Origin of the sequence: Clostridium pasteurianum (assembly GCF_001705235.1) — a bacterium.
Classification (GTDB): domain Bacteria; phylum Bacillota; class Clostridia; order Clostridiales; family Clostridiaceae; genus Clostridium_S; species Clostridium_S pasteurianum_A.
The window spans coordinates 1,586,002-1,607,316 of sequence record NZ_MCGV01000001.1; the positions used below are offsets into that span (position 1 = coordinate 1,586,002).

The window sequence follows — 21,315 nt, forward strand, 5'->3', positions numbered from 1 at the left end:
TATATATAACAAATTGCCATTAAATGCGCCATATTATAGGAACTTTTTTATTTATGTGTTTAAACTTATGTAAATCATTAAAATTACATTTTAGGCAACTTCACAAAAAACACTATATTATCTTCATTACACTCAGCCCATATCTTACCACCATGCATTTCAACTATGTTTTTTGCTATTGCAAGCCCCAATCCACTTCCGCCTGTTGCCTCAGAACGTGATTTATCCATTCTATAAAATCTGTTAAATATTTTTGTAAGCTCATCCTTATTTACATTTTCACATTTATTTCCCACGTTAACTACTATATATCTCTCATTTTCACTGAGCCGCAGTTTTATCACTCCAGGTTTTAAACTGTATCTTACAGCATTCATAAGTAAATTTTCAAATACCCTAACTATCTTATCCCCATCTAATTCAGCATAAATATTTTTACTGTATATATCTTTTTCAATAGTTACATTATTTTCCTTGCATATTACATACAGTTCCTCTACAAGCTGTTCTAAAAGTTCATCAACACATATCTTTTCTTTGTTAAGTTTTATTACTCTATTACTTAATTTTGTATATTCAAAAAGATCATTTATAAGGCTTTCCAATTTCTCTGATTTATTATAAGATATATTAATAAAATCATTAAGCTCACTAGAATCTTTATACTTTTTATCTTTTAAGAGCAATAAATATCCCTTTATAGAGGTGAGTGGAGTTCTAAGATCATGGGATACATTTGTTATTAAATCATTTTTAGTTTTTTCAGCAGCCCTTTCCCTCTCAATTCTTTTTTTTAGCTCACCAGCCATAAAATTAATATTATATGCTAATTTTGCAATCTCATCTTTTCCATGCAGCTCTATTCTGTAATCTAAGTTGTCCTTTGAAATTTCCATAAGCCCCCTGGAAACTTTCTCTATATACATCATTTTCTTATTAGTTAAAAAATAAAATAAAAAAATAAAAGTAAATATAGCAATAATACCAGAAAGAAATGGGCTATACGATGGTCGTATGTATGTTATCTTTTGCTGAGGAGTACCCATGACTACTAAATATGCTTTTTTATTTTCTAAAGTTATCCCATCTATCCTGGTATAATCAACACCCTTCTCCAGCGATATTCTTTTCTGAACTATACCATTATCTGTATCTATTATGGTAGCTTCATCATATTCCCTTTTAAAATTTTCAGATTTAGTTATCAATTCATATATATCAAGTTTTTGAGCTTTTGCATTACTAGACTCAAACAAAACTTTTCCACCAATGTCAGTTAAATACACCTTAGTATTACTTTTAACGTTATTATCTAAAATTTCATTTATATTATCTTTTGTACTTTTACCATCCACTTGAGATTTTATATAAACCATTTCATCTGAAATTTTTTGTATACTTGAACTATAATCAATTTCAGCTATCATATGCTTCTCTTTATAATATCCATTATACCAACTGCCTGATATAAAAGCCGCCACAAGACATATACAAAAAGTAACCACAAGTTCAAGTCTTACGCTTCTAATTATATGTTCTTTTCCAAAATGATATATTTGAGGCAATAGTTTAAAGATTTTTTTCAATTTTATACCCAACTCCCCAAACAGTTTTTATATACTCAGGCTTTCTTGGATTTCTCTCTATTTTCTCTCTTATTTTTCTTATGTGAACCATTACGGTATTGTGTGAATCACAAAATTGTTCCTTCCAAACACTTTCATATATCTTTTCAGTACTAAAAACCATGCCCTTATTTCTAGCAAGCAGCTCTAATATATCAAATTCTCTTTTAGTTAACTTAATAACTTTATCCTCAACTTTAACCTCATGTGTATCAGCATTTATAGTTAATTCACCTATATCAATAACATTGCTACCATCTGCATCATACGAATTATTTAATTTCGTATACCTTCTAATTTGAGATTTTACCCTTGCTATAAGTTCTAAAGGATTAAATGGCTTTGATATATAATCATCCGCTCCTGTTGTTAAGCCTAATATCTTGTCCATATCTTCTCCCTTTGCTGAAAGCATTATAATAGGCATATTATTATCCTTACGTATTTGCATGCAGGTTTCTATACCATCCATTTTAGGCATCATTACGTCAAGTATTACAAGTTGTACTTCTTTATCCTTTAATATATTTAAAGCTTCAATACCATTTTCAGCTTTCAAAACTTCAAACCCTTCATTAGTCAAATATATACTTATTAAATTTCTTATTTCCTTTTCATCATCAACAACTAAAATAGTCTTCTTGTCCATAAATTCATCCCTTTTAAAATAATTTAAAATACTCTATAGGATTCCTTACTCATATTTAAAAGCACTAATATTCAAAAATTATGGTACATCTATAAATAGGCTGTTTACCTTGAAACCCTATATACTGATTATATAAAACAAACTTTAATTTTACTATATTTAATCTTTTATAAATAATAAACTTAAGAAAAATTTAAGATTTTTATAGATTTTATTTTAAGAATACATTTGTATAGTATATAGTGTACTAATAGTTATGAGGAGGATTAATAAATTGAATCATTCAAGAAATAAAGCAATATTTTTTTCATTTATCCCTGGTGCTGGTCATATGTACCTTGGTCTTATGCGTCAAGGTATAGAGCTCATGTTTTTGTTTTTTCTAACACTCGCTGTTTCAAATGTTTTTAATATATCTATATTTTATATATTAATTCCGATAATGTGGTTTTACAGCGTATTTGATGTTAAAGAAAAAGCTTCTCAGATGAATAATTTACAAGATGGAGATTTGCCAATATTTAAATCAACAAACTTCAGTAAATCTCTACAAGACGAAAATGCAGGAAAATATATAGCATACATTTTCATTATACTTGGTGTATTTTCTTTGCTAGACAATATAGTTATACCTTTATTAAACCAATACGTGGATTATCAAATCTTAAGGATTATAAAAGATTCATTTATATCTTTATTTTTAATAGTTGTTGGTTTATTCATGATACTAAAAAGAAAAAAAGTAGGAAAAGGTGATAAGACATGCAGCAAAGACGAGTAGGAACCCTTACCTTTGGTATCTTACTAATAGTTTGGGGTGTACTTTATTTATGCATTACAATTTTTAAACTACCCTTAGAAAATATGCTTTTAAATTTATGGCCGCTTATACTCATATTTTTGGGAATAGAAATTCTTGTATTAAATCATATTTCAATAAAAAAGAACGTGTCACTAAAGTATGATTTTATAAGTTTTATACTAATAATCTTAATGATTTTTTTCTGCTTTGGCATTTATTCTTTCAGCAGTTTCCTAAAAGAAGTTCCAAGTTCATCTTATATTCATATGGGAAATTGTTTTTAAATGAAGTCCTAACTTTAAAAAAGTCTCAAAATGACTTTTAATCATTTTGAGACTTAAATTTTTATATATTAAATTTCCTATTTAAGCATCTTTTTAAGTGCTATAAGATCTAATACATTAACTGTTCCATCACCATTAATATCTGCTACTGACAGACTTACACCGTTAGGGAATGAAGTTATTGTTCCTTTTAAATATCTCTTTAATGTAATCAAATCTAAAACATTAACTACTCCATCACCATTTAAATCTCCTTTTTTAATTTCGGGAGTTGGATTAACATTTGGAGCAACATCATCCATGTATGATGATAACCATGCCATAGGAGCATTCCAGTTAATTGTAATTTCGTTTGTTGACCATGCTTCTATGTTATCTATATATGACTGTTCTGCTGGCTGACTACCTGGCTGCCATCCTGTACTCTTAACATATGGATCCTGAAGAGAAGTATTTGGTCCGCCTGATAAACATCCTGCTGGTGCAGTAGGGAATGTTGGATCAGCTTGATGTGCAAAGAAACGATGATGTGGATTTAAGAGCGGATGAGTTCCATATCCAGTTACATAACTTTGTACATTAGGGTTACGTCCAAGTAAGTAATCCATATTTTGAGCTACACCATTGATATATTTTGCATCTTTACTAAAGTCATAAGCATATGCCATTACAATTGCATCATTAGCAACAAATGAATTTGAACCCCATGGATATCCTTTAACTATTTTTCCTTTTACATCATGATAAGTTGTATCAATCATTGATTCTGCAAGTGAAGTACCATATCCTTGGTTAGACTGTTCAGCAAGTAACTTGTCTGCTTCTGCTTCTATGTTAGCTTTTGCTTTAGCTACATCAGTTGATGGTAAATTATTAGGTACAGTTGCAAGAGTTATTGTTCCTACAGTTGCTGTATTACCCCAATCAAAGCATCCTGCTTGTCCACCAGCTTCTCCACCATCTAGAGTATTTTGTACTGTTAAATAATATGGAGACTTCTGTATATAATCTAAATATTCTTGTTTTCCTGTTGTAGCATAAAGTTCACAAGCTGCCCAGTAAAACTCATCATCGAAATGATCATCGTAGTATGCTCCACCGCCTATATCGCTTTTGCCTGGAACAACTTTAGGATGTTTAAGTGCTGCTTGCCAAGCACTTTCTGCTGCAGTTAAACATTTAGTTGAAAATTCTGCATCCCTCGTTTTCCATATACGTGATGATTGTGCTGCTGTTGCTGCAAGATTTAAAGTTGCTGAAGTACTAGGTGGCTGCAAATAACGTTTCTTAGTATCCTGATCTGGACGAATTCCAAGACCTGTCCATGACTCATCACATGCCTTATGATGTACCATACCAGCATAATCAGAATTTTCACTTGGAGTAACCTGAAGTTTAAGCATCATTTCCATCTGCCAACGTGCTTCATCAAGTATATCAGGTGTTCCATTACCACTTTCAGGTATGTTCATAGTTTTATCTGCAAAAGGAGCTTTTGTAGTTTCATCCTTATCTTTTCCATCGCCATTATATAATGCACGCTCATACTGATTCATCATAGTCCATACTGATATTCCACCATTTACAACATATTTACCATGATCTCCTGCATCATACCATCCACCTGTTACGTCCTTGGTGTAATTTCCTATATTACTGTACCAAGTTCCAGATGCATTACCCATTACATCACTTGGATGTCCTGCTGGACGTGCTAAGTCATCCCTTCCACAGTAAGGCATCTGTATTGCTATACCACTTCTAGAGTGATAAAAATACTTTATAGCATCCTGCTTTAACTGTGAATATATATCATTTTCGATATTAAAAGGTACACTAGTATTTGTAGCCGCTTTAGCCTTGTCTACTTCTAAAGTGTAGCCTTTCCCTGCTACATTGTAATCACTAAAGTCAATAATATGAACCTGATCTCCTGATGCATGATCAACCTGATCATTATTAAACACTTGTGTCTTTCCTGATTTTACAACTTTTCCCGTACTATCTTTTAATCTCCATGCTATTGGAGTTGTAGAATCTGATGATACTGTTGCTTTTTTCTCAAGTCCAGCATAATAACCTACCTGATTTACTCTTATTCCATCATCATAAAAAGTTGAGAATATACTTGCATCTTTATTTGTATACTCTGGATCCGTTAAATGTATATTATCGAAACTAAATTTTACTGGAAGTTCCTTACCTACAGTATTTGGATCACCAATATGGAATGCAAATTCTGCTATTGTAGGTTCACTGATATTAGGAGTAAAATCATCCTTTATAGTCGTAGGTACATTTGCTTTTAACTTAACATTCTCCCAATTACCATAATGCCAGTATTGTGTATATGGATCTTTTGGCATAGCTATTTGAGGATATATCTCGCAATCCTTATCTGCTGTTACTGTAAATTCAATATGATATTTATGTCCTGGTTGAAGTGTTAAATTTCTATGTCTGAATTGTACATCCCATATGTTTGGCTGAGTTCCTGTCGCTGGATCGCCACCTATTTTTGTAACAGTAATATTGAAAGTACCACCTGAAATGTCAAAGTCACCATGGGCTGGTGCAGTTTCAACTTCTGTCCATGGTAAACCAATGCCACCCTCAAAAGTACTATTGTCTAAAAGATCATGCGTTCCGTAATTACTGTTTGGATTTGTCGGTATAGGCCTTGCATAACAAGTACTAGCGAAACCAATTCCTGCAGCAATTGAAGCAGTTACCATCAATGATAGTAATTTTTTTCTTAACATTACTTTTCCCCCTTCAATAAATCGATTACAAGGGTATCTTATACAAAACCATGAATAATATAACTTTTATTACTATTTTGGATAAAATATCCTACATTGTTATAATACATTATTTACTCTTATATGTCAATATATAAGTAAACTTTTTTATTTACTTGATAAAAGTATTCAAATTCATCAATAATATTTTAATATTCGTAGTATTGCTTATTTTTCTAGCTATTATAAGAACATTTTCTGCAATATTTTTGCTTAACATATGCGTAATATATTTTTTAACAAAAAACAGTTATTTTTGAATGTTAACTAAAGTTAATTGCTTACTTTACCTTTCAAAAAATAAGTATAGGGAAATTCAAATTTAATTTCACAATTATCTTTGTAAAATTAAATTTGAATTTCCCTATACTTATTTTTCATAATTCTCAATTTGTACCATTAAAGTTGAAAAACGAATTTTTCAAAAATAGAATAATTTTCATAAGTAACTAACTGCCATTTAAATTATTTTTCAAAAAAACATTTAAATGTTTAATTAATCTAATATTATTTACATCCTATGTGAAAATTTTATTAAATAATATATTCCATAATTTGCAATATTCTTGATTCTTTAATCCTAGTATCGCAAAATTGCCTTATTATAACTTCTAACACCTCCCACAATTATCTAGCAAACAAAAACCAACAATTAACTAAAACTAATTAATTGTTGGTCGGTCGCACTATTAGCTCCAAATTCCCTAAGTGCCCATACTAAAGAAATTTATCATTGCTTCCAAGCAAATGGATATTTCTTATATTTTAGCTATATTTTACTACAAAAGTAAATTAAAATCAAGTTTAGATTAAAATCAGTATAACTATAATTTTGTTCTTAAATTTAATTGCTAATGCAATAAATTCCAGATACAAAATTGCTCAAATAAAAAATCCTACTTAAACTTTTACTTAGTATATTTCAAATAAAATTACTAAGTAAAAGTTTAAGCAGGATAAATCTGCGAACAAAATGCACGTATTATTTTCTGTCCGCTAAAGATAACATTTCGTTTACAACATCAATATATTTTTGTGAAACCTGTGGACATTTAAGTAATATATTATCCACAACATAATCAATATTATTGTCATCTATCTTCTTAAAGTTTTTATTCTCTAAAAAGATCATGCCATCACCGTCAAGATAATTATAAATCTTTTCAACTACACCTGACTGCATTACCTGATCATTTTCAAGACAATTTTGGCCAAAATATAATACACCATCTACAACTGCAAATTCAGCATACACGTATTCTTTAAGTGATTTCATTAGCTTATTTTCATTGTATTTAATGTGCTCAACATGTTTTAAGTCTAATACATTGTATTCATGATCTTTTCTTGATAACACACATCTTAAGTCTAAATCCGTAAGTCTCTTTTTAACCTTTTCCGAAAAATGCTCACCAAGTTCCGACATGAACATTTTTATAGATATTGTAGTTTTTCTTCTATTATTTACTCTCAATATAAACTCTCCTTTTTATATATTAGTTAAAAAAAACACCTCTATAAAGGTGAACTCTATTGAATTAGTTTCTATCTTAAATATTGATAATGTTTTAGATAACTGCTCCTTATATTAAATATTATAGCATAAATAATGATAATGAGCAAATTTTATTTATATTGAGTATTGATTTTTATATAAATATATGATATATTTAAATATTTCACTTGGACTTGCATTCTAAAACTTGAGTATTATTTTTAATTTAGAGAAATGCAGTAGTCCATTTCTCTTCTAATCTCTATTAATATACTTACCATACTTTAAAGTTTTATTTTCTTTCCATGGTTCATAGTCTTTTACAAAATCAATTCTTTCCTCTAAAGAAGGATGTGTACTCTTCCAAATCTCATACCACCTGTCAGGCTGCATTACAGATAAATTTTTAACAGCTAGTTTTTTAAACATATTTACACCAGCTTCATTATCATGAGTTAATTCCACTGCAAATACATCCGCATTATGCTCCAAATTTCTACTTGCTGCATTGTACAAAGGATCTGAAACAGTTGTACATAAAACTATTATCAGTATAATTAGTGGAAATGATTTAACATCTAAAATATCATCTATTTTTAATATATTGCCATATTTTCTAATGACATAAGGTGCAATTTTATATATTATATAAAGTATTACAAGCAAACCACCTAAAGTTCCTATACAATTTATTGCATTGTGTCTTAAAACATAATGGCCCATCTCATGGGCAACAACAAACTCCAATTCTCTTTCAGATAAATTCTTTATTGCAGTATCCCATATAACAATCCTTTTTGTGTTTCCAAATCCTGTCATATATGCATTTACTTCTTTTGTATCTACACTTTTATTAACCTCATATATTTTACAATTATATATGCCAGCTCTATGAGCAAGATTTTGTATTCTATTTTCAATATACTTATCCTTAAGAGGCTGAAAGTTATTATATAAAGGATCTATAACCACAGGAGAAATTATATATGAAAATATCACAACTGGTATAAAAGCAATCCATGTATAAAGCCACCATCTTTTAGGTGCTCTTTTTATTAAATTATATGGAATCCACAATATAAGTGCTAGAAAAATTGCAGAAGTTAAAATACTAATAGCCCAATTCCACACCCACTTTAAAATACTTTGATTTGAGATAGAAAAAATATGTTCATTTATAAACCCAGAATAAAAATCTAATGGCAAATAAAACAGATAGTATACTACAACAAACAGAAATGCATATATACATATACCTGGAAGCCATATTTTTTTAGCCCTATATGAAAAGTTCTTAAGCTTAACATGTATACCTGTAATCATAATTAAAATTGGAACCAGAATTCCCAAAACCGTATATATTATTTCAAGTATTACATTAATCTTATAATACCTGAGTCTTATTCCTTCATCTGCTAACATCATATGAGAAAAGCCATTTTGAAATCCACATTTAGACTTTACTAAAAAGACTATAACAGACATAAATACCATAAACCAAATGTTTAATCTCTTTTTATTCATATTTCCTCCACATTAAAAACAATATATTTTACTTTACTTCATTATAATTTTTATATCTTAAATTTTAAAGCAGCCTCCTTCAATTGTTTCTTTAGCTTTTTTACTTATCTCCATAGCTTTCTCTGCACCTTCTCCCGCTTTTTGTGCAATAGATTGAGTAGCTTTCTCTATTTCTCCTCTATTTATCCACCCCACAATATAATCACTAACAAATATTATATGTAGCAATGTACTTTTTTATTAAATATTTCCAGACTATGTATAAAAAAATGTCCTCTGGAATGTTCCAGAGGACATTTTTTTATTTTTCAGATTTCTGGCTTTTTTTTATCAGTCCCATTAATCCTGGTATTATAAGGAGTATGCCTGGCAAAATATAAAAATATGAAATGCATATAAAGCCCCCAATTGCAGCTACCGTCATAAAAATTCCACCTAATTTTCCCTTGGTTCTAACAATTACAGAGCCTACTATACCTAGTATTGAAAGTATTATTGCAGCAATTCCAAGGCCTCCAACAGCATTTGACCCATTAACACCAAACGCACTGCCTAGCCCTCCAATACCAATTGCACCTATACCTGAAATTATTCCAAAAATTCCTCCTATTAAGCCTAATACAAACTCTACTGTCCTTTTATCTTCCATTAATATTTCACCCATTTCCATATTACTTCATTTAAATATACGAAAATACGGTTTACTATATGCATATAATTTACAATTTGCTACCTGCTGCCTTGTCAACTATCATCGTAATATCTTTATGCAATTGTAATATAGATGCTGGAACTTCCGGTGATATTTTTCCGTTGATTGCTTCAGCTACAACCTCTGCTTTTGACACTCCATTTGCTAAGAGCACTATTTTTTTTGAACTAAGTATAGTCTTTATTCCCATACTAATGGCTTTTGTAGGTACTTCATCAATTGAATTAAAAAATCTAGAGTTTGCTTTTATAGTTTTTTCATCTAAATTCACTAAATGTGTCTGTGCTTCAAATTTAGCATCTGGTTCATTAAAACCTATATGTCCATTTATACCTATTCCTAAAATTTGAAGATCAATACCACCTGAAGCTTTTATTTTCTTCTCGTACTCTTCACACTCTTCTTTTATATCTTTTGCCATACCATTAGGAATATTTATATTTTTCTTATCTATATTAATATGCTTAAATAAATTTTCCACCATATAGTAATGGTAACTATGTTTGTTTTCATCTGTTATCCCATAGTATTCATCTAAATTGAAAGTCTTAACCTCTGAAAAATCCACTTTTTTATTATTGTACATTTTGATTAACTTTTTATATGTACCAATAGGTGTACTTCCAGTAGCCAATCCAAGTACGCTGTTAGACTTTAAAATTATTTGACTTGCTATCATTGCTGCTGCCTTGTCACTCATTTCATCATAATTTTCTACTTCTATTATTCTCATGTAAAGCACCCCCTATTTTGATTTCTTATTTTCAAATACTGTTTTTCCTCCTACAATAGTGTGTTTAACTTCAAATTTTTCATCAAAAATATTCATATCAGCATCTTTTCCTATTTCAATGCTTCCCTTCTGTTTATCAATACTAATATCTTTAGCCGGATTTAAAGAAGCCATAGTTACTGCTTCTGGAATACTTAAATTTGTGTTCTCCACTATATTTTTTACGGCCCTGTTTAATGTTAGAACGCTTCCTGCTAAAGTACCATCCTCTAGTCTTGCAGAGTTTTTTGTAACTATAACCTTCTGTCCTCCAAGTTCAGATATTCCATCTTTAAAACATCCTGCTCTCATGCAATCTGTAATAAGTATTATATTATCCTTACCTTTTAATTTAAGTAAAATATTAAACATTGCTGGATTAATGTGTACAGTGTCTGCTATAATTTCACAGCTTATATCAGTATTTAATGCTGCTCCCACAACTCCGAGTTCTCTATGCTTTAATGGACTCATTGCATTAAATAGATGCGTTGCTCTACTTACACCATATCGTATTGCATTTATGGCTTCTTCATATTTTGCATCAGAATGTCCTATAGATAAAGCAATATTTGTTTCTCTCTTTACCCTTTTTATGAAATCAAAGTTGTCATCTTTCTCAGGTGCAAACGTAATAATTTTAATTGTATCTTTATACTTTTTAATAAAATCATAATTTGGCTTTATTATGTAATCTTTTTTTTGAGCTCCTTTATATTTTTCATTTATAAATGGTCCTTCAAGGTGTGCCCCAAGAATCTTTGCTCCTGTATTTTCAATTTTCATTACATCATTTACAGCATCTAAAGCCTTATATATTTTATTTCTGCTCATAGCCATTGTTGTTGGCAAAAAACTCGTAACTCCATTTCTAGCAATAACTGAACTTATTTCCATTAAAGATTCTACAGTTCCATCCATAGTATCCTTTCCACCTGATCCATGAATGTGTAAATCTATAAATCCAGGTGATACATAGTTTCCTTTGGCATCAATTACTTCAATATCTCCATATTTCCCACTTGCAATACTACTTTTAAACTCCTCTTCGTTAACTATATCTTTGATTTTATCATCAAATAAAACTGCATTGTTCTCTAATATACTATCCTTTATTATGATTTTTCCATTTATAATAGCTTTCATAATTTATTCCTTCCTTTTATATTTACATGTCGTAAAAATTTTTCAATATGTTTTTCATTTATACCTGTATCATATATTTGTTTATTTCCATGGTAATCACTGCCTCCAGTTACAAACAAGTCATGGTTATTAGCTATAGAAATAATTTCCTCGGATTGCTCCTTAGAAGCTGATTTGTGGTAAGCTTCTATTCCATCAATTCCGTATTTTATAGCTAAATCTATAACTTCTTTGTTTACCTTATATGAATTATCCTTAATTGGATATTGAAACGGATGCGCTAAAACTGCTAGCCCTTCACAATCCTTAATTATTTTCAAAACTTCTTTTAAAGTTGGAATGCCTTTTGATGCATCAATAAAGAATTTGGAATCCTTATTCATACATTCATGCCAAAAAAATTTAGTATGACTTACAAGCGATGGACAAATTTCTAAATTTAAAGGAGTATTTACTAGAGAATCATAAACTTTATTAAAAGCCTCACCCCTATTACCCGTTTCTATTTTTAAATCATTATCTACTATAAGGCCTGTCTTTTTAGAACATTTAAAAAAGTCCATTAACATTCCGTTCTCATGGTCAATTAATTTTTCTCTTGTATATAATTTGTTAAGTTCATCTTCCATTTTTGAAATATTAAAATTATACGCAAGCATGTGCCTTATATAATTATCATGTACAAAAGTTAATTCCACTCCATTTATTATTTTCATATGATACCTTTTATCACTTTTTAACATGCTATAAGCTTTTACTGAGTCATGATCTGTAATTGAAATTAATTTAATTCCTAACTTAGATAATTTTAAAATCAACTCCAGCGGTGTGTCATCGCCATCTGAACAAGTTGTATGTAAATGCAAATCTACAGTACTTTCCACCTTAATCATCTCCCATAAAAATATTTTTCAGCTTGTGTTTTGATATTGTTTACATTATAATAATACTGCATATAATTTAAATAATATATCAAAATAGCTCATGTTTTTATAACAATAGTACATAAATTGGAGTGATACATATTTTAAAGATAAAACTGTCAAATGATAATTCAGAAATTATTCCTTACAATTTTAATGATTTTGAGGCCTACGCAAAACGGTGCATGATATCATACTATCCAGGCATGGCTTCCGCTAATCACTGGCATAATGACTTTGAATTTACCATTCTTTTAAAAGGCCATATGTCATACTCAATAAACGGAGAAAGTTATAAATTGAAAGAAGGACAAGGTATTTTTGTGAATTCAAATCAAATGCATTATGGTTACTCTAGTGATGGTTCGGACTGTAATTTTGTCTCAATTTTAATACATCCTTCACTTATTTCTATAGTAAAACGTATAAAAGAAAACTATGTGCTACCAATATGCAAAGATACATCCCACCCACTTTTTATTTTGTATCCTTACATTGGTTGGCAAAATGAAATAATTGAAATGCTAAAAAATATTTATACTTTATTTAGAGAAAAAAAAGATGGTTTTGAATTGCATGTCATGAGTATTTTTTATTCATTATTTTACATCTTATATCACAATATGAAAAATAATGTTACTGAAAAAAAATATGATGATAATAAAAACTTAAAAGCTATGCATGACATGATAGGATATATGCAGAAAAATTATAAGAATAAAATCACTTTAAGTAACATCGCTTCCGCTGGAAATGTGTGCCGCAGCAGCTGCTTTCAAATTTTTCAACTTATTTTAAATAAGACTCCCATTTCCTATCTTACAGAATATAGACTAGAAAAAAGCATTGACCTACTCAAATTCACGTCACTTTCAATTACTGAAATAGCACTTAAATGTGGATTTTCTGGTTCTAGTTACTTTACAGAAATATTTCGCAAAAATATGGGATGTACACCATCTCAATACAGAAAAAATTGCTAAATATGACCTGAGTAATTATTCACCAGAATCAACGTGAAATGTTTCTATATAGCTGCAAATGTAAAAATATTAGTTCAAAAATCATAAAAATGCAGTCATGATATAATTATTAATATCGCAAAAATCATCATTATTATCATGTATTTATTAATGTTTTTAGTTTGTTATTGTGATTTTACCATTAAACTTAGCATTTCATTAACAAACATCTAGTAAGTGTCTCATTGTAACCCTGTTAAATATATATTAATATATAAATATTAAACTTAAATAGTTCAGATGAAGATAGTGGGAGAGTTATGGCTGTTGCCATGCACCGAAGAAGTAAATCTTTCAGGTATCTATTAATATAGATATGACCGTTATTGGATGAACCCTTGGAGAGACTCTTAATGAGCACCGAAGGAGCAAGCCATATGGCGAAACTCTCAGGTAAAAGGACAGGGACAGATAACATATCTTTCAAGAGTAATATATAAATTACTTCACTTGAATCTTATCTACTCCCATTTGTATCTCCAATCATAAAACACTTACTATGGAGGGATAAAATGGATCAACAAAAATCACAAAACGAAAATTTATCAAGGGGGCTAAAAAATCGTCACGTCCAGCTGCTTGCAATTGGGGGTGCAATTGGTACTGGATTATTTCTTGGTTCTGGCAGGTCTATTCATCTAGCTGGTCCATCTATTTTATTTGCTTATATGATAACAGGTGGAATTTGCTTTTTAGTTATGCGTGCTCTTGGGGAACTACTACTTTCTAATCTAAAGTATCATTCTTTTGTAGACTTCGTACAAGATTATCTAGGTGATAAAGCTGCTTTTATTACTGGTTGGACTTATTGGTTCTGCTGGATTTCACTTGCCATGGCTGACGTTACTGCCGCAGGACTTTATGTACAATACTGGCTTCCAAGTGTACCAAGGTGGGTTCCAAGTCTTATAGTTCTTGTAATTTTATTAATTATGAACCTTGCTACAGTAAAACTATTTGGTGAAATGGAATTTTGGTTTGCTTTAATTAAAGTTGTCGCAATATTATCACTAATTGTAGTGGGTACATTTATGATCATTAAAGGATTTTCTACAAACGCTGGTTCAGCTAGTTTTGCAAACCTCTGGAAACATGGAGGACTCTTCCCTAATGGATTGAAAGGTTTTATTCTTTCCTTTCAGATGGTTGTATTTGCTTTTACTGGAATTGAATTAGTGGGACTTACAGCTGGTGAAACTGAAGATCCAGAACATGTTCTTCCAAGAGCCATTGATAATATTCCAATTAGAATTATTATTTTCTACATAGGAGCGCTTGGCATTATTATGAGCATATATCCTTGGAATTCAATTAATGCAGATAAAAGTCCTTTTGTACAGGTATTTTCAGCAGTTGGAATCACAGCGGCAGCAAGTATTGTAAATTTTGTTGTATTAACATCCGCAGCATCAGCTTGTAACAGCGGTATTTTCAGCACAAGCCGTATGGTTTACTCTCTTGCAAATGAAAATAATGCGCCTTCAATAATGAAAAAACTAACATCACGCAAAATACCTGCTAATGCTACTGTATTCTCCGCAGCTGTTCTTTTAATTGCAGTTATTTTGAATTACATTATGCCAGAAGGAGTATTTGTATTAATTACAAGTATATCAACATTTTGTTTTATATTTATTTGGGCAATTATAGTTATTTGCCACTTGAAATACCGCAAAGCTAATCATAAACTTGCAGCTAAAGCTAAATTTAAAATGCCTTTTTACCCAGTTGCTAACTACATAATCCTAATATTCTTTGCTTTTGTAATAGTTACTCTGGCACTTAATAGCGAAACCCGTGTAGCATTATTTGTAACACCTGTATGGTTTATAATGCTTGGAGTTCTTTACAAAATACTTAAGTCAAAGGCTAAAACCAAAAATGAAGAGGATGCTGAAAAAACTTTAGCATAAACAACATAATTATAGATAAAGCTTTATTTAAACCATCCCCAATCGCATGTATGATAGAATTTTCAAATTCCGTAGGTACGGAGGAATTTCCTCCTTGCCTTACCTTTTAAATGAAGTAACAATGCTGAAGGAACGATTTAAAAAAATCCTAATAAATCTTGGTTCAAAAGTAGTAAAACACTTAAATTTTTCAATATTATCATATACGAGGTTTGGGCTTGCCCATTATCCTTCTTTACTTAATATGGACACTCTCCGTATTATACAAGGTTTGGGCAATTTAGGAAATACTTATATAGCGTTGTTGGTGATAATGTAAAAAGTGCCTATTTATAGTTAAGAAGGATAATGGGTCTTTGACCCAAACCCCATGTATGATAAAATTTATAGCATTTTTTTAACGCGACGAAGCATTGTTAATTTCCACTATTTTAAATTATGATAGTAAATCGAATAGATTTTCCATCATCACTTTTTGCCGAAATCTTTCCATGATGTGTTTCTACAATAGACTTTGCAATTGAAAGTCCAATTCCATATCCTCCAGTTTCTCTAGCTCTTGAAGAATCTGCCCTATAAAATCTATCAAATAATTCATCTAATTTTCCCTTATCTATTTTATCTACAGTATTATATACTTCGAGCTTTATTCCCTTTTTTATAGATGATAATGAAATTTTAATTTCTCCATTCTCATTAGAATATTTCATGGCATTATCAACAAGAGTTGAAACAAGCTGATTTATACTGCCCTCATCACCACGGAATTTAACTTCAGGTTCAACCTCCATTAAAAGTTTCTTATTGTGATTCTCTGCAATAACTTTAAATGGCATTGCTGTTTCAAAAACTACATCACTTAAATTAAAATCAGAGAACATCAATTCTATATCATCTTCATTCATTTTAGAAAGCATCAAAAGATTCTTCACAAGTTTATCAAGGCGGCTCGTCTGATTTCGAATGCTTGTAATCCATTCATTTTTACCTGAGGTCAATTCAAGAACATCTGCATTAGCTGAAATAATTGCAAGTGGTGTTTTAATCTCATGCCCTGCATCCGTAATAAATTGCTTTTGCTTCTCCATACTTTTAATAATTGGTTTAATTAACCTTTTAGAAAGAATAGAAACCAGGATAAATACAAGTGAGAAAGTAACTAGTGCAACAACACAAGAAATAAGGGAAAATACAGTAATTTCCTGACTCTGAATTCTGTAGTCTATAAATATAATCATAGAACCATATGGTTCATCAACTACAGCATATTTATACATATCTTTGTGTCCACTTTTTCTACCACTTTTAAGTACTTTATTTGCATATCCTACTGCATCTTCTGAAGTAACGGCTGCAACATGCTCAGTATCAGTTTTTTTAATGCTGCCATCTTTATTGACCTTTACTATAAAATATCGTGTTTGAAATTGAGTTTCTGGACTTATTTGAAAACCAAATTTTTGCTCACTGTGCATCTCTGTTGACTTTTGGTATTTGGGGAATTCACCTTGATTTTGTGAAAGAATTTTAATAACTCCATTCATTTTACTATCAAATTCATAATAACTAACTATATTAATGGCCCCAATAAGAATAAACACAACTATAGCCAATGATCCCATTGTAATCATAATAAACTTTTTCTGTAATTTTCTAATCATTGTTTTACCCTCCCTTCTATGTGTAGATAAATGAAAATTAATACTTGCAAAAATGCACTATAAAGATTCACACTAAAATTTCGTAGGTACGGAGGAATTTTTTCCTTAGATTTATAGGATTCTTTTAACGCGACGAAGCATTATTACTTATTACTCTACTTCTAATGTATACCCAACACCTCTAACTGCCTTTATTTTTACATTAGCGCCTAAAGATTCAAGCTTTTTACGCAAATAAGATATGTATACCCACACCACATTCATTTCAGTTTCAGAATCATATCCCCAAATTCGTTCCATAAACTGCTCAGCAGAAATCATACGTTTAGGGTTGTTCATTAACATCTCAAGCATCTGAAATTCCTTATTTCCAAGCCTCAGTGAAGATTTTTCATTTGATAATTCATAACTTTCTTTGTTAAGGCTGATATTACCCACTTCAATTAAATTTGGTGTAAACTCAGACTTTCTTCTAGTCATAGCACGAACTCTAGCAAGCAGCTCACCCATAGCAAATGGTTTACTTAAATAATCATCTGCTCCCTTATCTAGTCCAATAATTCTGTCTTCAATTTCAGCCTTTGCAGTAAGCATCAAAACTGGTGTATAAATTCCCTTTTTTCTTAGTTTCTCTAATACCTCAAGTCCACTCATCTTAGGCATCATAATGTCCAAAATTAACACATCATAATTTTCGGAAAGTGCAAAGTTTAATGCCTCTGCTCCATCATACACAGCATCAACTGAATAATTATTATGCTTTAAAATAACAACAAGAGCGTTTGACAGTTCTTTTTCATCTTCAGCTAATAAAATTCTCATCTCTATTCTTTCTACCTCCATCTTGCATTTCTACTATCATATCACGAATAGTCTGCAAATTTAAGTCCGTGGAGGCAATTTCATCCGAACATCTTTTTAATTCTTCAATAATCATATTTGCACTAGGAATATCTCTCTTATACTTTAACTGATGCTCTAAACTTGCCCAACAATCCATCGCAATGGTACGTATTTGAATCTCACAATATACCATTTGAACTCCATTTTCTAAATGAATTGGAACCTGTAAAATCATATGATAACTGCGATAACCATTAGGTTTGGGATTTTTAATATAATCCTTTTCTTTAATAATTTTAATATCCTTCTGATTTTTAAGCATATTTACAATCCAATAAATATCATCTAAAAATGTACAAATAACGCGTATTCCTGCTGCATCATGTATTTCAGTTAAAGCACTCTTTGCAGTAATAGGAAGCTTTTTTCTCTTTAATTTTTCTTTCATACTTTCAGCTGACTTAATTCTTGCTTTACAGTGTTCTATAGGGTCATCATTGTGTTCAATTGCTCTATATTTCCGAATAATCTCTAATCTTGAAATCACTTCGGTAATTGCTCCTTCTAGTAGTACATAAGATTCTTTATAAAATTCTCGCTCCGGCGATAAAGTTTTACATTTAATATCATATTTAACCTGCTGCATAATAATTTCCTCCATAATTTAAGTAAGCGGCCTTAAAAATTCAAATCATTAGTTATGACTTCATGCCTTAAGTCATAATTTTTAATATTAGACTAAAATTTTAAGGCTGCAAGCTATCTATTGATATGAATTATATACTTGCAACCTTAAATGAACCTTAATTTATAATATTAAGCAAAACTTTTATCTGATTTTTTGTATTTATACTCCTAAATTAAAAGCTTGTGAGCTTATATCCTTGTTAAGTTTAACTGCTAAAACAATCATGCCCGTTATAGTAATAAAATCAGCAATTGCTTGAGAAAAAATAACTCCATTTAAACCAATAAAATGAGGCAAAATTAAAATGCAGGGAATAAAGAAAACACCTTGTCTACCTATACTAAGAAGCCAGCCCCCAGCAATTTTCCCAAGTGCTAATGAAAGCATACCATATATTGTTTCTACTCCCATTCCAATAAACATAACAACATTAACTCTAAGTGCAAATTCTCCAATTTTTATAACCTTAAGATCATTAGATGTAAATAGTGAAACTACAGGAGTTGCAAATGCAAATAAAAGCACTGATACTATGATACAAAAAGAACTAGTCCAGATAAGTCCAACCTTTGTTGCTTCCTTAACCCTATCATATTGTTTTGCTCCATAGTTATATCCAGCGATAGGCTGAAATCCCTTTCCAAAACCTGCTACAGCATAAGCAATCATAGAAGTAACACGCGTCACAATTCCCATTGCAGCAATTGCAGCATCCCCATATTCGCTTGCAGCAGCATTAGTAAGTCCCATAGCTACGCTTGTTGTGAGCTGAAACACTAACATAGGAATACCAATTTTAAATATTTCCTTATAAATACTTCCATCTATACGAATATCCTTTGGTGAAAAACTAAATACACTTTTCTTTTTTAATATGTAAATTAAATACATGAATGAAGTGATACCTTGTGCAATTGCAGTAGCAATTGCAGCTCCAGCAATTCCAGTTTTTAAAACGTAAATAAATATAGGTGCAAAAATCGCATTGAGGACAGCCCCCATAAGCATAGCAAACATTGAAATTTTTGAAGCTCCCTCACTAGTTGCAATATTATTCATTGTCACATTAAAAATATTAAAAATTGAACTTATAACATAAATTACAGCATATATACGAGCATAAGGATAAATAGTATCTGTTGCACCAAGTGCATATAAAATTGGATGCAGTAATAATATTATAACAGCAATAGCTACAGCTGCAATTACTAAACTAGAATATAATGCTGTTGAAGCTACATGATTGGCCTCTTTCCTATCATTAGCACCTAAAAGCCTTGAAAGATACGATGAAGCACCGCTACCAAATAATACAGCTAAACCTACAATAGCCTGTCCTAATGGAAATGTAATGGATACTGCCCCCATTTGACTTGTGCCAAGCCCACCAACAAAATAAGCATCAATTAAACTATATACTCCTGTAATAAGCATTCCAAGCATAGTCGGAAATCCCATCGTCAATAATAGCCTTGGAATTGGAGCTTCTCTAAGCATTTTAATACGTTTTTCATCCTTCATAATGAACCTCCTAAATTTGTATCTTTTGAATGAGTAAATTTATTCATTGATATAATATAATATAACGTCAAAAATGTCAATGAGTAAATTTATTCACTCATTGACATTTTTAATAAAGATTTCTGATTATATCTTCATACCTAAGACACGCGGCTGTACCTCATGTATAAAATTAATAAACTCCTTCATATATTCTTTAATATTTTCTTCTGGCATTTCCTCATGAAAAGTATGAGTTAATCCAGAAATTAAAAATCTAGCTGTTCTAGCTGCATTACTGCAATGAAAAATATTTTCTTTAATACCCTGCTCTATTATTGGTACCATAATAGCTATAAATTCGGCTGCTACATCATCAAGTATTATTGCTCTAATGCTTGACACCTCGTTAAATCTAGCTTCAAATTCATAATTATTACTTGAAAAATTAAATATGCGATTCATTACAATGTTTAGTTTTTCATCAGCAGACATGTTTTTAGGTATTGGGATTTTCATTTCCTCTACTGCTTTCATTGCATAATATTTTGAAGCCGCTGCAAAAATTTCTGTTTTAGATTTAAAATATCTGTAACATAAACCTGGCGATACCTTCATTTCATTAGCTATGTCTTGAATAGCAGTATTTTCATAACCTTTTTGAGAAAAAAGCTTTAAAGCTGTTTCTATAATCTCTTGACGACGTTCATCCGGTTCTTTTGATATACGTATTTTGTGAGAACGTTCCTTCTCATTTTCTGATAATGTCATAATTTTTCACCTCAATACAAAACTTTGTCTATTATAATTTATACAAAATATAATATAATACTATTGCTATCTTGCCTTTTTGTAAAGTGTAATATAATAAATATTAATCGTACTTAAAATAAACTCTATAAAATCAAAATATTGATTTAAAATTTTGAAAATTGAATTAATAATGATAATATGT

The 21,315-nt window shown here is 30.4% G+C and carries 18 protein-coding genes and 2 riboswitches; of the genes, 3 read left to right on the forward strand and 15 right to left on the reverse strand.

What is annotated here, in order from left to right; all coding sequences use genetic code 11:
- Positions 1–83: 83 nt before the first annotated feature.
- On the reverse strand, positions 84–1,586 hold the full coding sequence (locus tag BEE63_RS06895) for a sensor histidine kinase (RefSeq protein ID WP_066020683.1): 1,503 nt from the start codon (positions 1,584–1,586) through the stop codon (positions 84–86).
- A complete protein-coding gene (locus tag BEE63_RS06900) occupies positions 1,570–2,274 on the reverse strand; it encodes a response regulator transcription factor (RefSeq protein ID WP_066020684.1) in 705 nt (234 codons plus the stop codon). The genes BEE63_RS06895 and BEE63_RS06900 overlap by 17 nt, the downstream gene beginning before the upstream one ends.
- A 274-nt stretch (positions 2,275–2,548) precedes the next feature.
- On the opposite strand from BEE63_RS06900, the gene BEE63_RS06905 reads away from it, so the two are divergent.
- Entirely contained in the window at positions 2,549–3,055 is a 507-nt protein-coding gene (locus tag BEE63_RS06905) for a hypothetical protein (RefSeq protein WP_066020685.1), read from the forward strand.
- A gap of 382 nt (positions 3,056–3,437) precedes the next feature.
- On the opposite strand, the gene BEE63_RS06915 is transcribed toward BEE63_RS06905, so the two are convergent.
- The 8 genes from BEE63_RS06915 to BEE63_RS06945 form a co-directional block, all read right to left on the reverse strand.
- On the reverse strand, positions 3,438–6,122 hold the full coding sequence (locus BEE63_RS06915) for a glycoside hydrolase family 9 protein (protein WP_066020687.1): 2,685 nt from the start codon (positions 6,120–6,122) through the stop codon (positions 3,438–3,440).
- 706 nt (positions 6,123–6,828) lie between these two features.
- Positions 6,829–6,911: riboswitch (cyclic di-GMP riboswitch) on the reverse strand.
- A gap of 232 nt (positions 6,912–7,143) precedes the next feature.
- Positions 7,144–7,635 (reverse strand): hypothetical protein, encoded by a 492-nt coding sequence (locus tag BEE63_RS06920; RefSeq protein ID WP_066020688.1) that lies wholly within the window; start codon positions 7,633–7,635, stop codon positions 7,144–7,146.
- A gap of 276 nt (positions 7,636–7,911) precedes the next feature.
- Complete coding sequence (locus tag BEE63_RS06925) at positions 7,912–9,180, reverse strand: M48 family metallopeptidase (RefSeq protein ID WP_066020689.1); 1,269 nt, start codon at positions 9,178–9,180, stop codon at positions 7,912–7,914.
- A 57-nt stretch (positions 9,181–9,237) separates the two neighbouring features.
- Entirely contained in the window at positions 9,238–9,375 is a 138-nt protein-coding gene (locus BEE63_RS21630; protein WP_157797102.1) for a hypothetical protein, read from the reverse strand.
- Between the two features lie 106 nt (positions 9,376–9,481).
- Positions 9,482–9,829 (reverse strand): DUF4064 domain-containing protein, encoded by a 348-nt coding sequence (locus tag BEE63_RS06930; protein ID WP_066020690.1) that lies wholly within the window; start codon positions 9,827–9,829, stop codon positions 9,482–9,484.
- Between the two features lie 70 nt (positions 9,830–9,899).
- Complete coding sequence (gene nagB, locus BEE63_RS06935) at positions 9,900–10,625, reverse strand: glucosamine-6-phosphate deaminase (protein WP_066020691.1); 726 nt, start codon at positions 10,623–10,625, stop codon at positions 9,900–9,902.
- A 12-nt stretch (positions 10,626–10,637) separates the two neighbouring features.
- Positions 10,638–11,810 carry an N-acetylglucosamine-6-phosphate deacetylase gene (gene nagA, locus BEE63_RS06940; RefSeq protein WP_066020692.1) on the reverse strand — a complete coding sequence of 391 codons (1,173 nt, stop codon included), beginning with the start codon at positions 11,808–11,810 and terminating at the stop codon, positions 10,638–10,640.
- Positions 11,807–12,694, reverse strand: coding sequence for a PHP domain-containing protein (locus tag BEE63_RS06945; protein ID WP_066020693.1), 888 nt, complete (start codon positions 12,692–12,694; stop codon positions 11,807–11,809). The genes nagA and BEE63_RS06945 overlap by 4 nt, the downstream gene beginning before the upstream one ends.
- A gap of 131 nt (positions 12,695–12,825) precedes the next feature.
- Here BEE63_RS06945 and BEE63_RS06950 point away from each other — a divergent pair, with 131 nt between their 5' ends.
- Together BEE63_RS06950 and BEE63_RS06955 are read left to right on the forward strand one after the other, a co-directional pair.
- Positions 12,826–13,716 carry an AraC family transcriptional regulator gene (locus BEE63_RS06950; RefSeq protein ID WP_242874716.1) on the forward strand — a complete coding sequence of 297 codons (891 nt, stop codon included), beginning with the start codon at positions 12,826–12,828 and terminating at the stop codon, positions 13,714–13,716.
- A 367-nt stretch (positions 13,717–14,083) separates the two neighbouring features.
- Positions 14,084–14,170: riboswitch (glycine riboswitch) on the forward strand.
- Between the two features lie 97 nt (positions 14,171–14,267).
- Positions 14,268–15,668, forward strand: a complete 1,401-nt coding sequence (locus tag BEE63_RS06955) for an amino acid permease (RefSeq protein WP_066020694.1) — start codon at positions 14,268–14,270, stop codon at positions 15,666–15,668.
- Positions 15,669–16,099: 431 nt separating this feature from the next.
- On the opposite strand, the gene BEE63_RS06965 is transcribed toward BEE63_RS06955, so the two are convergent.
- The 5 genes from BEE63_RS06965 to BEE63_RS06985 form a co-directional block, all read right to left on the reverse strand.
- Positions 16,100–17,329 carry a sensor histidine kinase gene (locus tag BEE63_RS06965; RefSeq protein ID WP_066020696.1) on the reverse strand — a complete coding sequence of 410 codons (1,230 nt, stop codon included), beginning with the start codon at positions 17,327–17,329 and terminating at the stop codon, positions 16,100–16,102.
- A 150-nt stretch (positions 17,330–17,479) separates the two neighbouring features.
- On the reverse strand, positions 17,480–18,151 hold the full coding sequence (locus tag BEE63_RS06970; protein WP_100369877.1) for a response regulator transcription factor: 672 nt from the start codon (positions 18,149–18,151) through the stop codon (positions 17,480–17,482).
- Entirely contained in the window at positions 18,132–18,818 is a 687-nt protein-coding gene (locus tag BEE63_RS06975) for a GTP pyrophosphokinase (protein ID WP_066020697.1), read from the reverse strand. The genes BEE63_RS06970 and BEE63_RS06975 overlap by 20 nt, the downstream gene beginning before the upstream one ends.
- 201 nt (positions 18,819–19,019) lie before the next feature.
- Positions 19,020–20,381 (reverse strand): MATE family efflux transporter, encoded by a 1,362-nt coding sequence (locus BEE63_RS06980; protein ID WP_175400836.1) that lies wholly within the window; start codon positions 20,379–20,381, stop codon positions 19,020–19,022.
- Between the two features lie 126 nt (positions 20,382–20,507).
- A complete protein-coding gene (locus BEE63_RS06985) occupies positions 20,508–21,131 on the reverse strand; it encodes a TetR/AcrR family transcriptional regulator (protein WP_066020699.1) in 624 nt (207 codons plus the stop codon).
- Positions 21,132–21,315: the final 184 nt, after the last annotated feature.

Bases quoted from the DNA above. Each gene is read 5' to 3' on its own strand.
- BEE63_RS06915 (WP_066020687.1), bottom strand. From the start codon at position 6,122: ATGTTAAGAAAAAAATTACTATCATTGATGGTAACTGCTTCAATTGCT.
- BEE63_RS06925 (WP_066020689.1), bottom strand. From the start codon at position 9,180: ATGAATAAAAAGAGATTAAACATTTGGTTTATGGTATTTATGTCTGTT.
- BEE63_RS06965 (WP_066020696.1), bottom strand. From the start codon at position 17,329: ATGATTAGAAAATTACAGAAAAAGTTTATTATGATTACAATGGGATCA.
- BEE63_RS06980 (WP_175400836.1), bottom strand. From the start codon at position 20,381: ATGAAGGATGAAAAACGTATTAAAATGCTTAGAGAAGCTCCAATTCCA.
- BEE63_RS06930 (WP_066020690.1), bottom strand. From the start codon at position 9,829: ATGGAAGATAAAAGGACAGTAGAGTTTGTATTAGGCTTAATAGGAGGA.
- BEE63_RS06955 (WP_066020694.1), top strand. From the start codon at position 14,268: ATGGATCAACAAAAATCACAAAACGAAAATTTATCAAGGGGGCTAAAA.
- BEE63_RS06900 (WP_066020684.1), bottom strand. From the start codon at position 2,274: ATGGACAAGAAGACTATTTTAGTTGTTGATGATGAAAAGGAAATAAGA.
- BEE63_RS06970 (WP_100369877.1), bottom strand. From the start codon at position 18,151: ATGAGAATTTTATTAGCTGAAGATGAAAAAGAACTGTCAAACGCTCTT.
- nagB (WP_066020691.1), bottom strand. From the start codon at position 10,625: ATGAGAATAATAGAAGTAGAAAATTATGATGAAATGAGTGACAAGGCA.
- BEE63_RS06975 (WP_066020697.1), bottom strand. From the start codon at position 18,818: ATGCAGCAGGTTAAATATGATATTAAATGTAAAACTTTATCGCCGGAG.
- nagA (WP_066020692.1), bottom strand. From the start codon at position 11,810: ATGAAAGCTATTATAAATGGAAAAATCATAATAAAGGATAGTATATTA.
- BEE63_RS06985 (WP_066020699.1), bottom strand. From the start codon at position 21,131: ATGACATTATCAGAAAATGAGAAGGAACGTTCTCACAAAATACGTATA.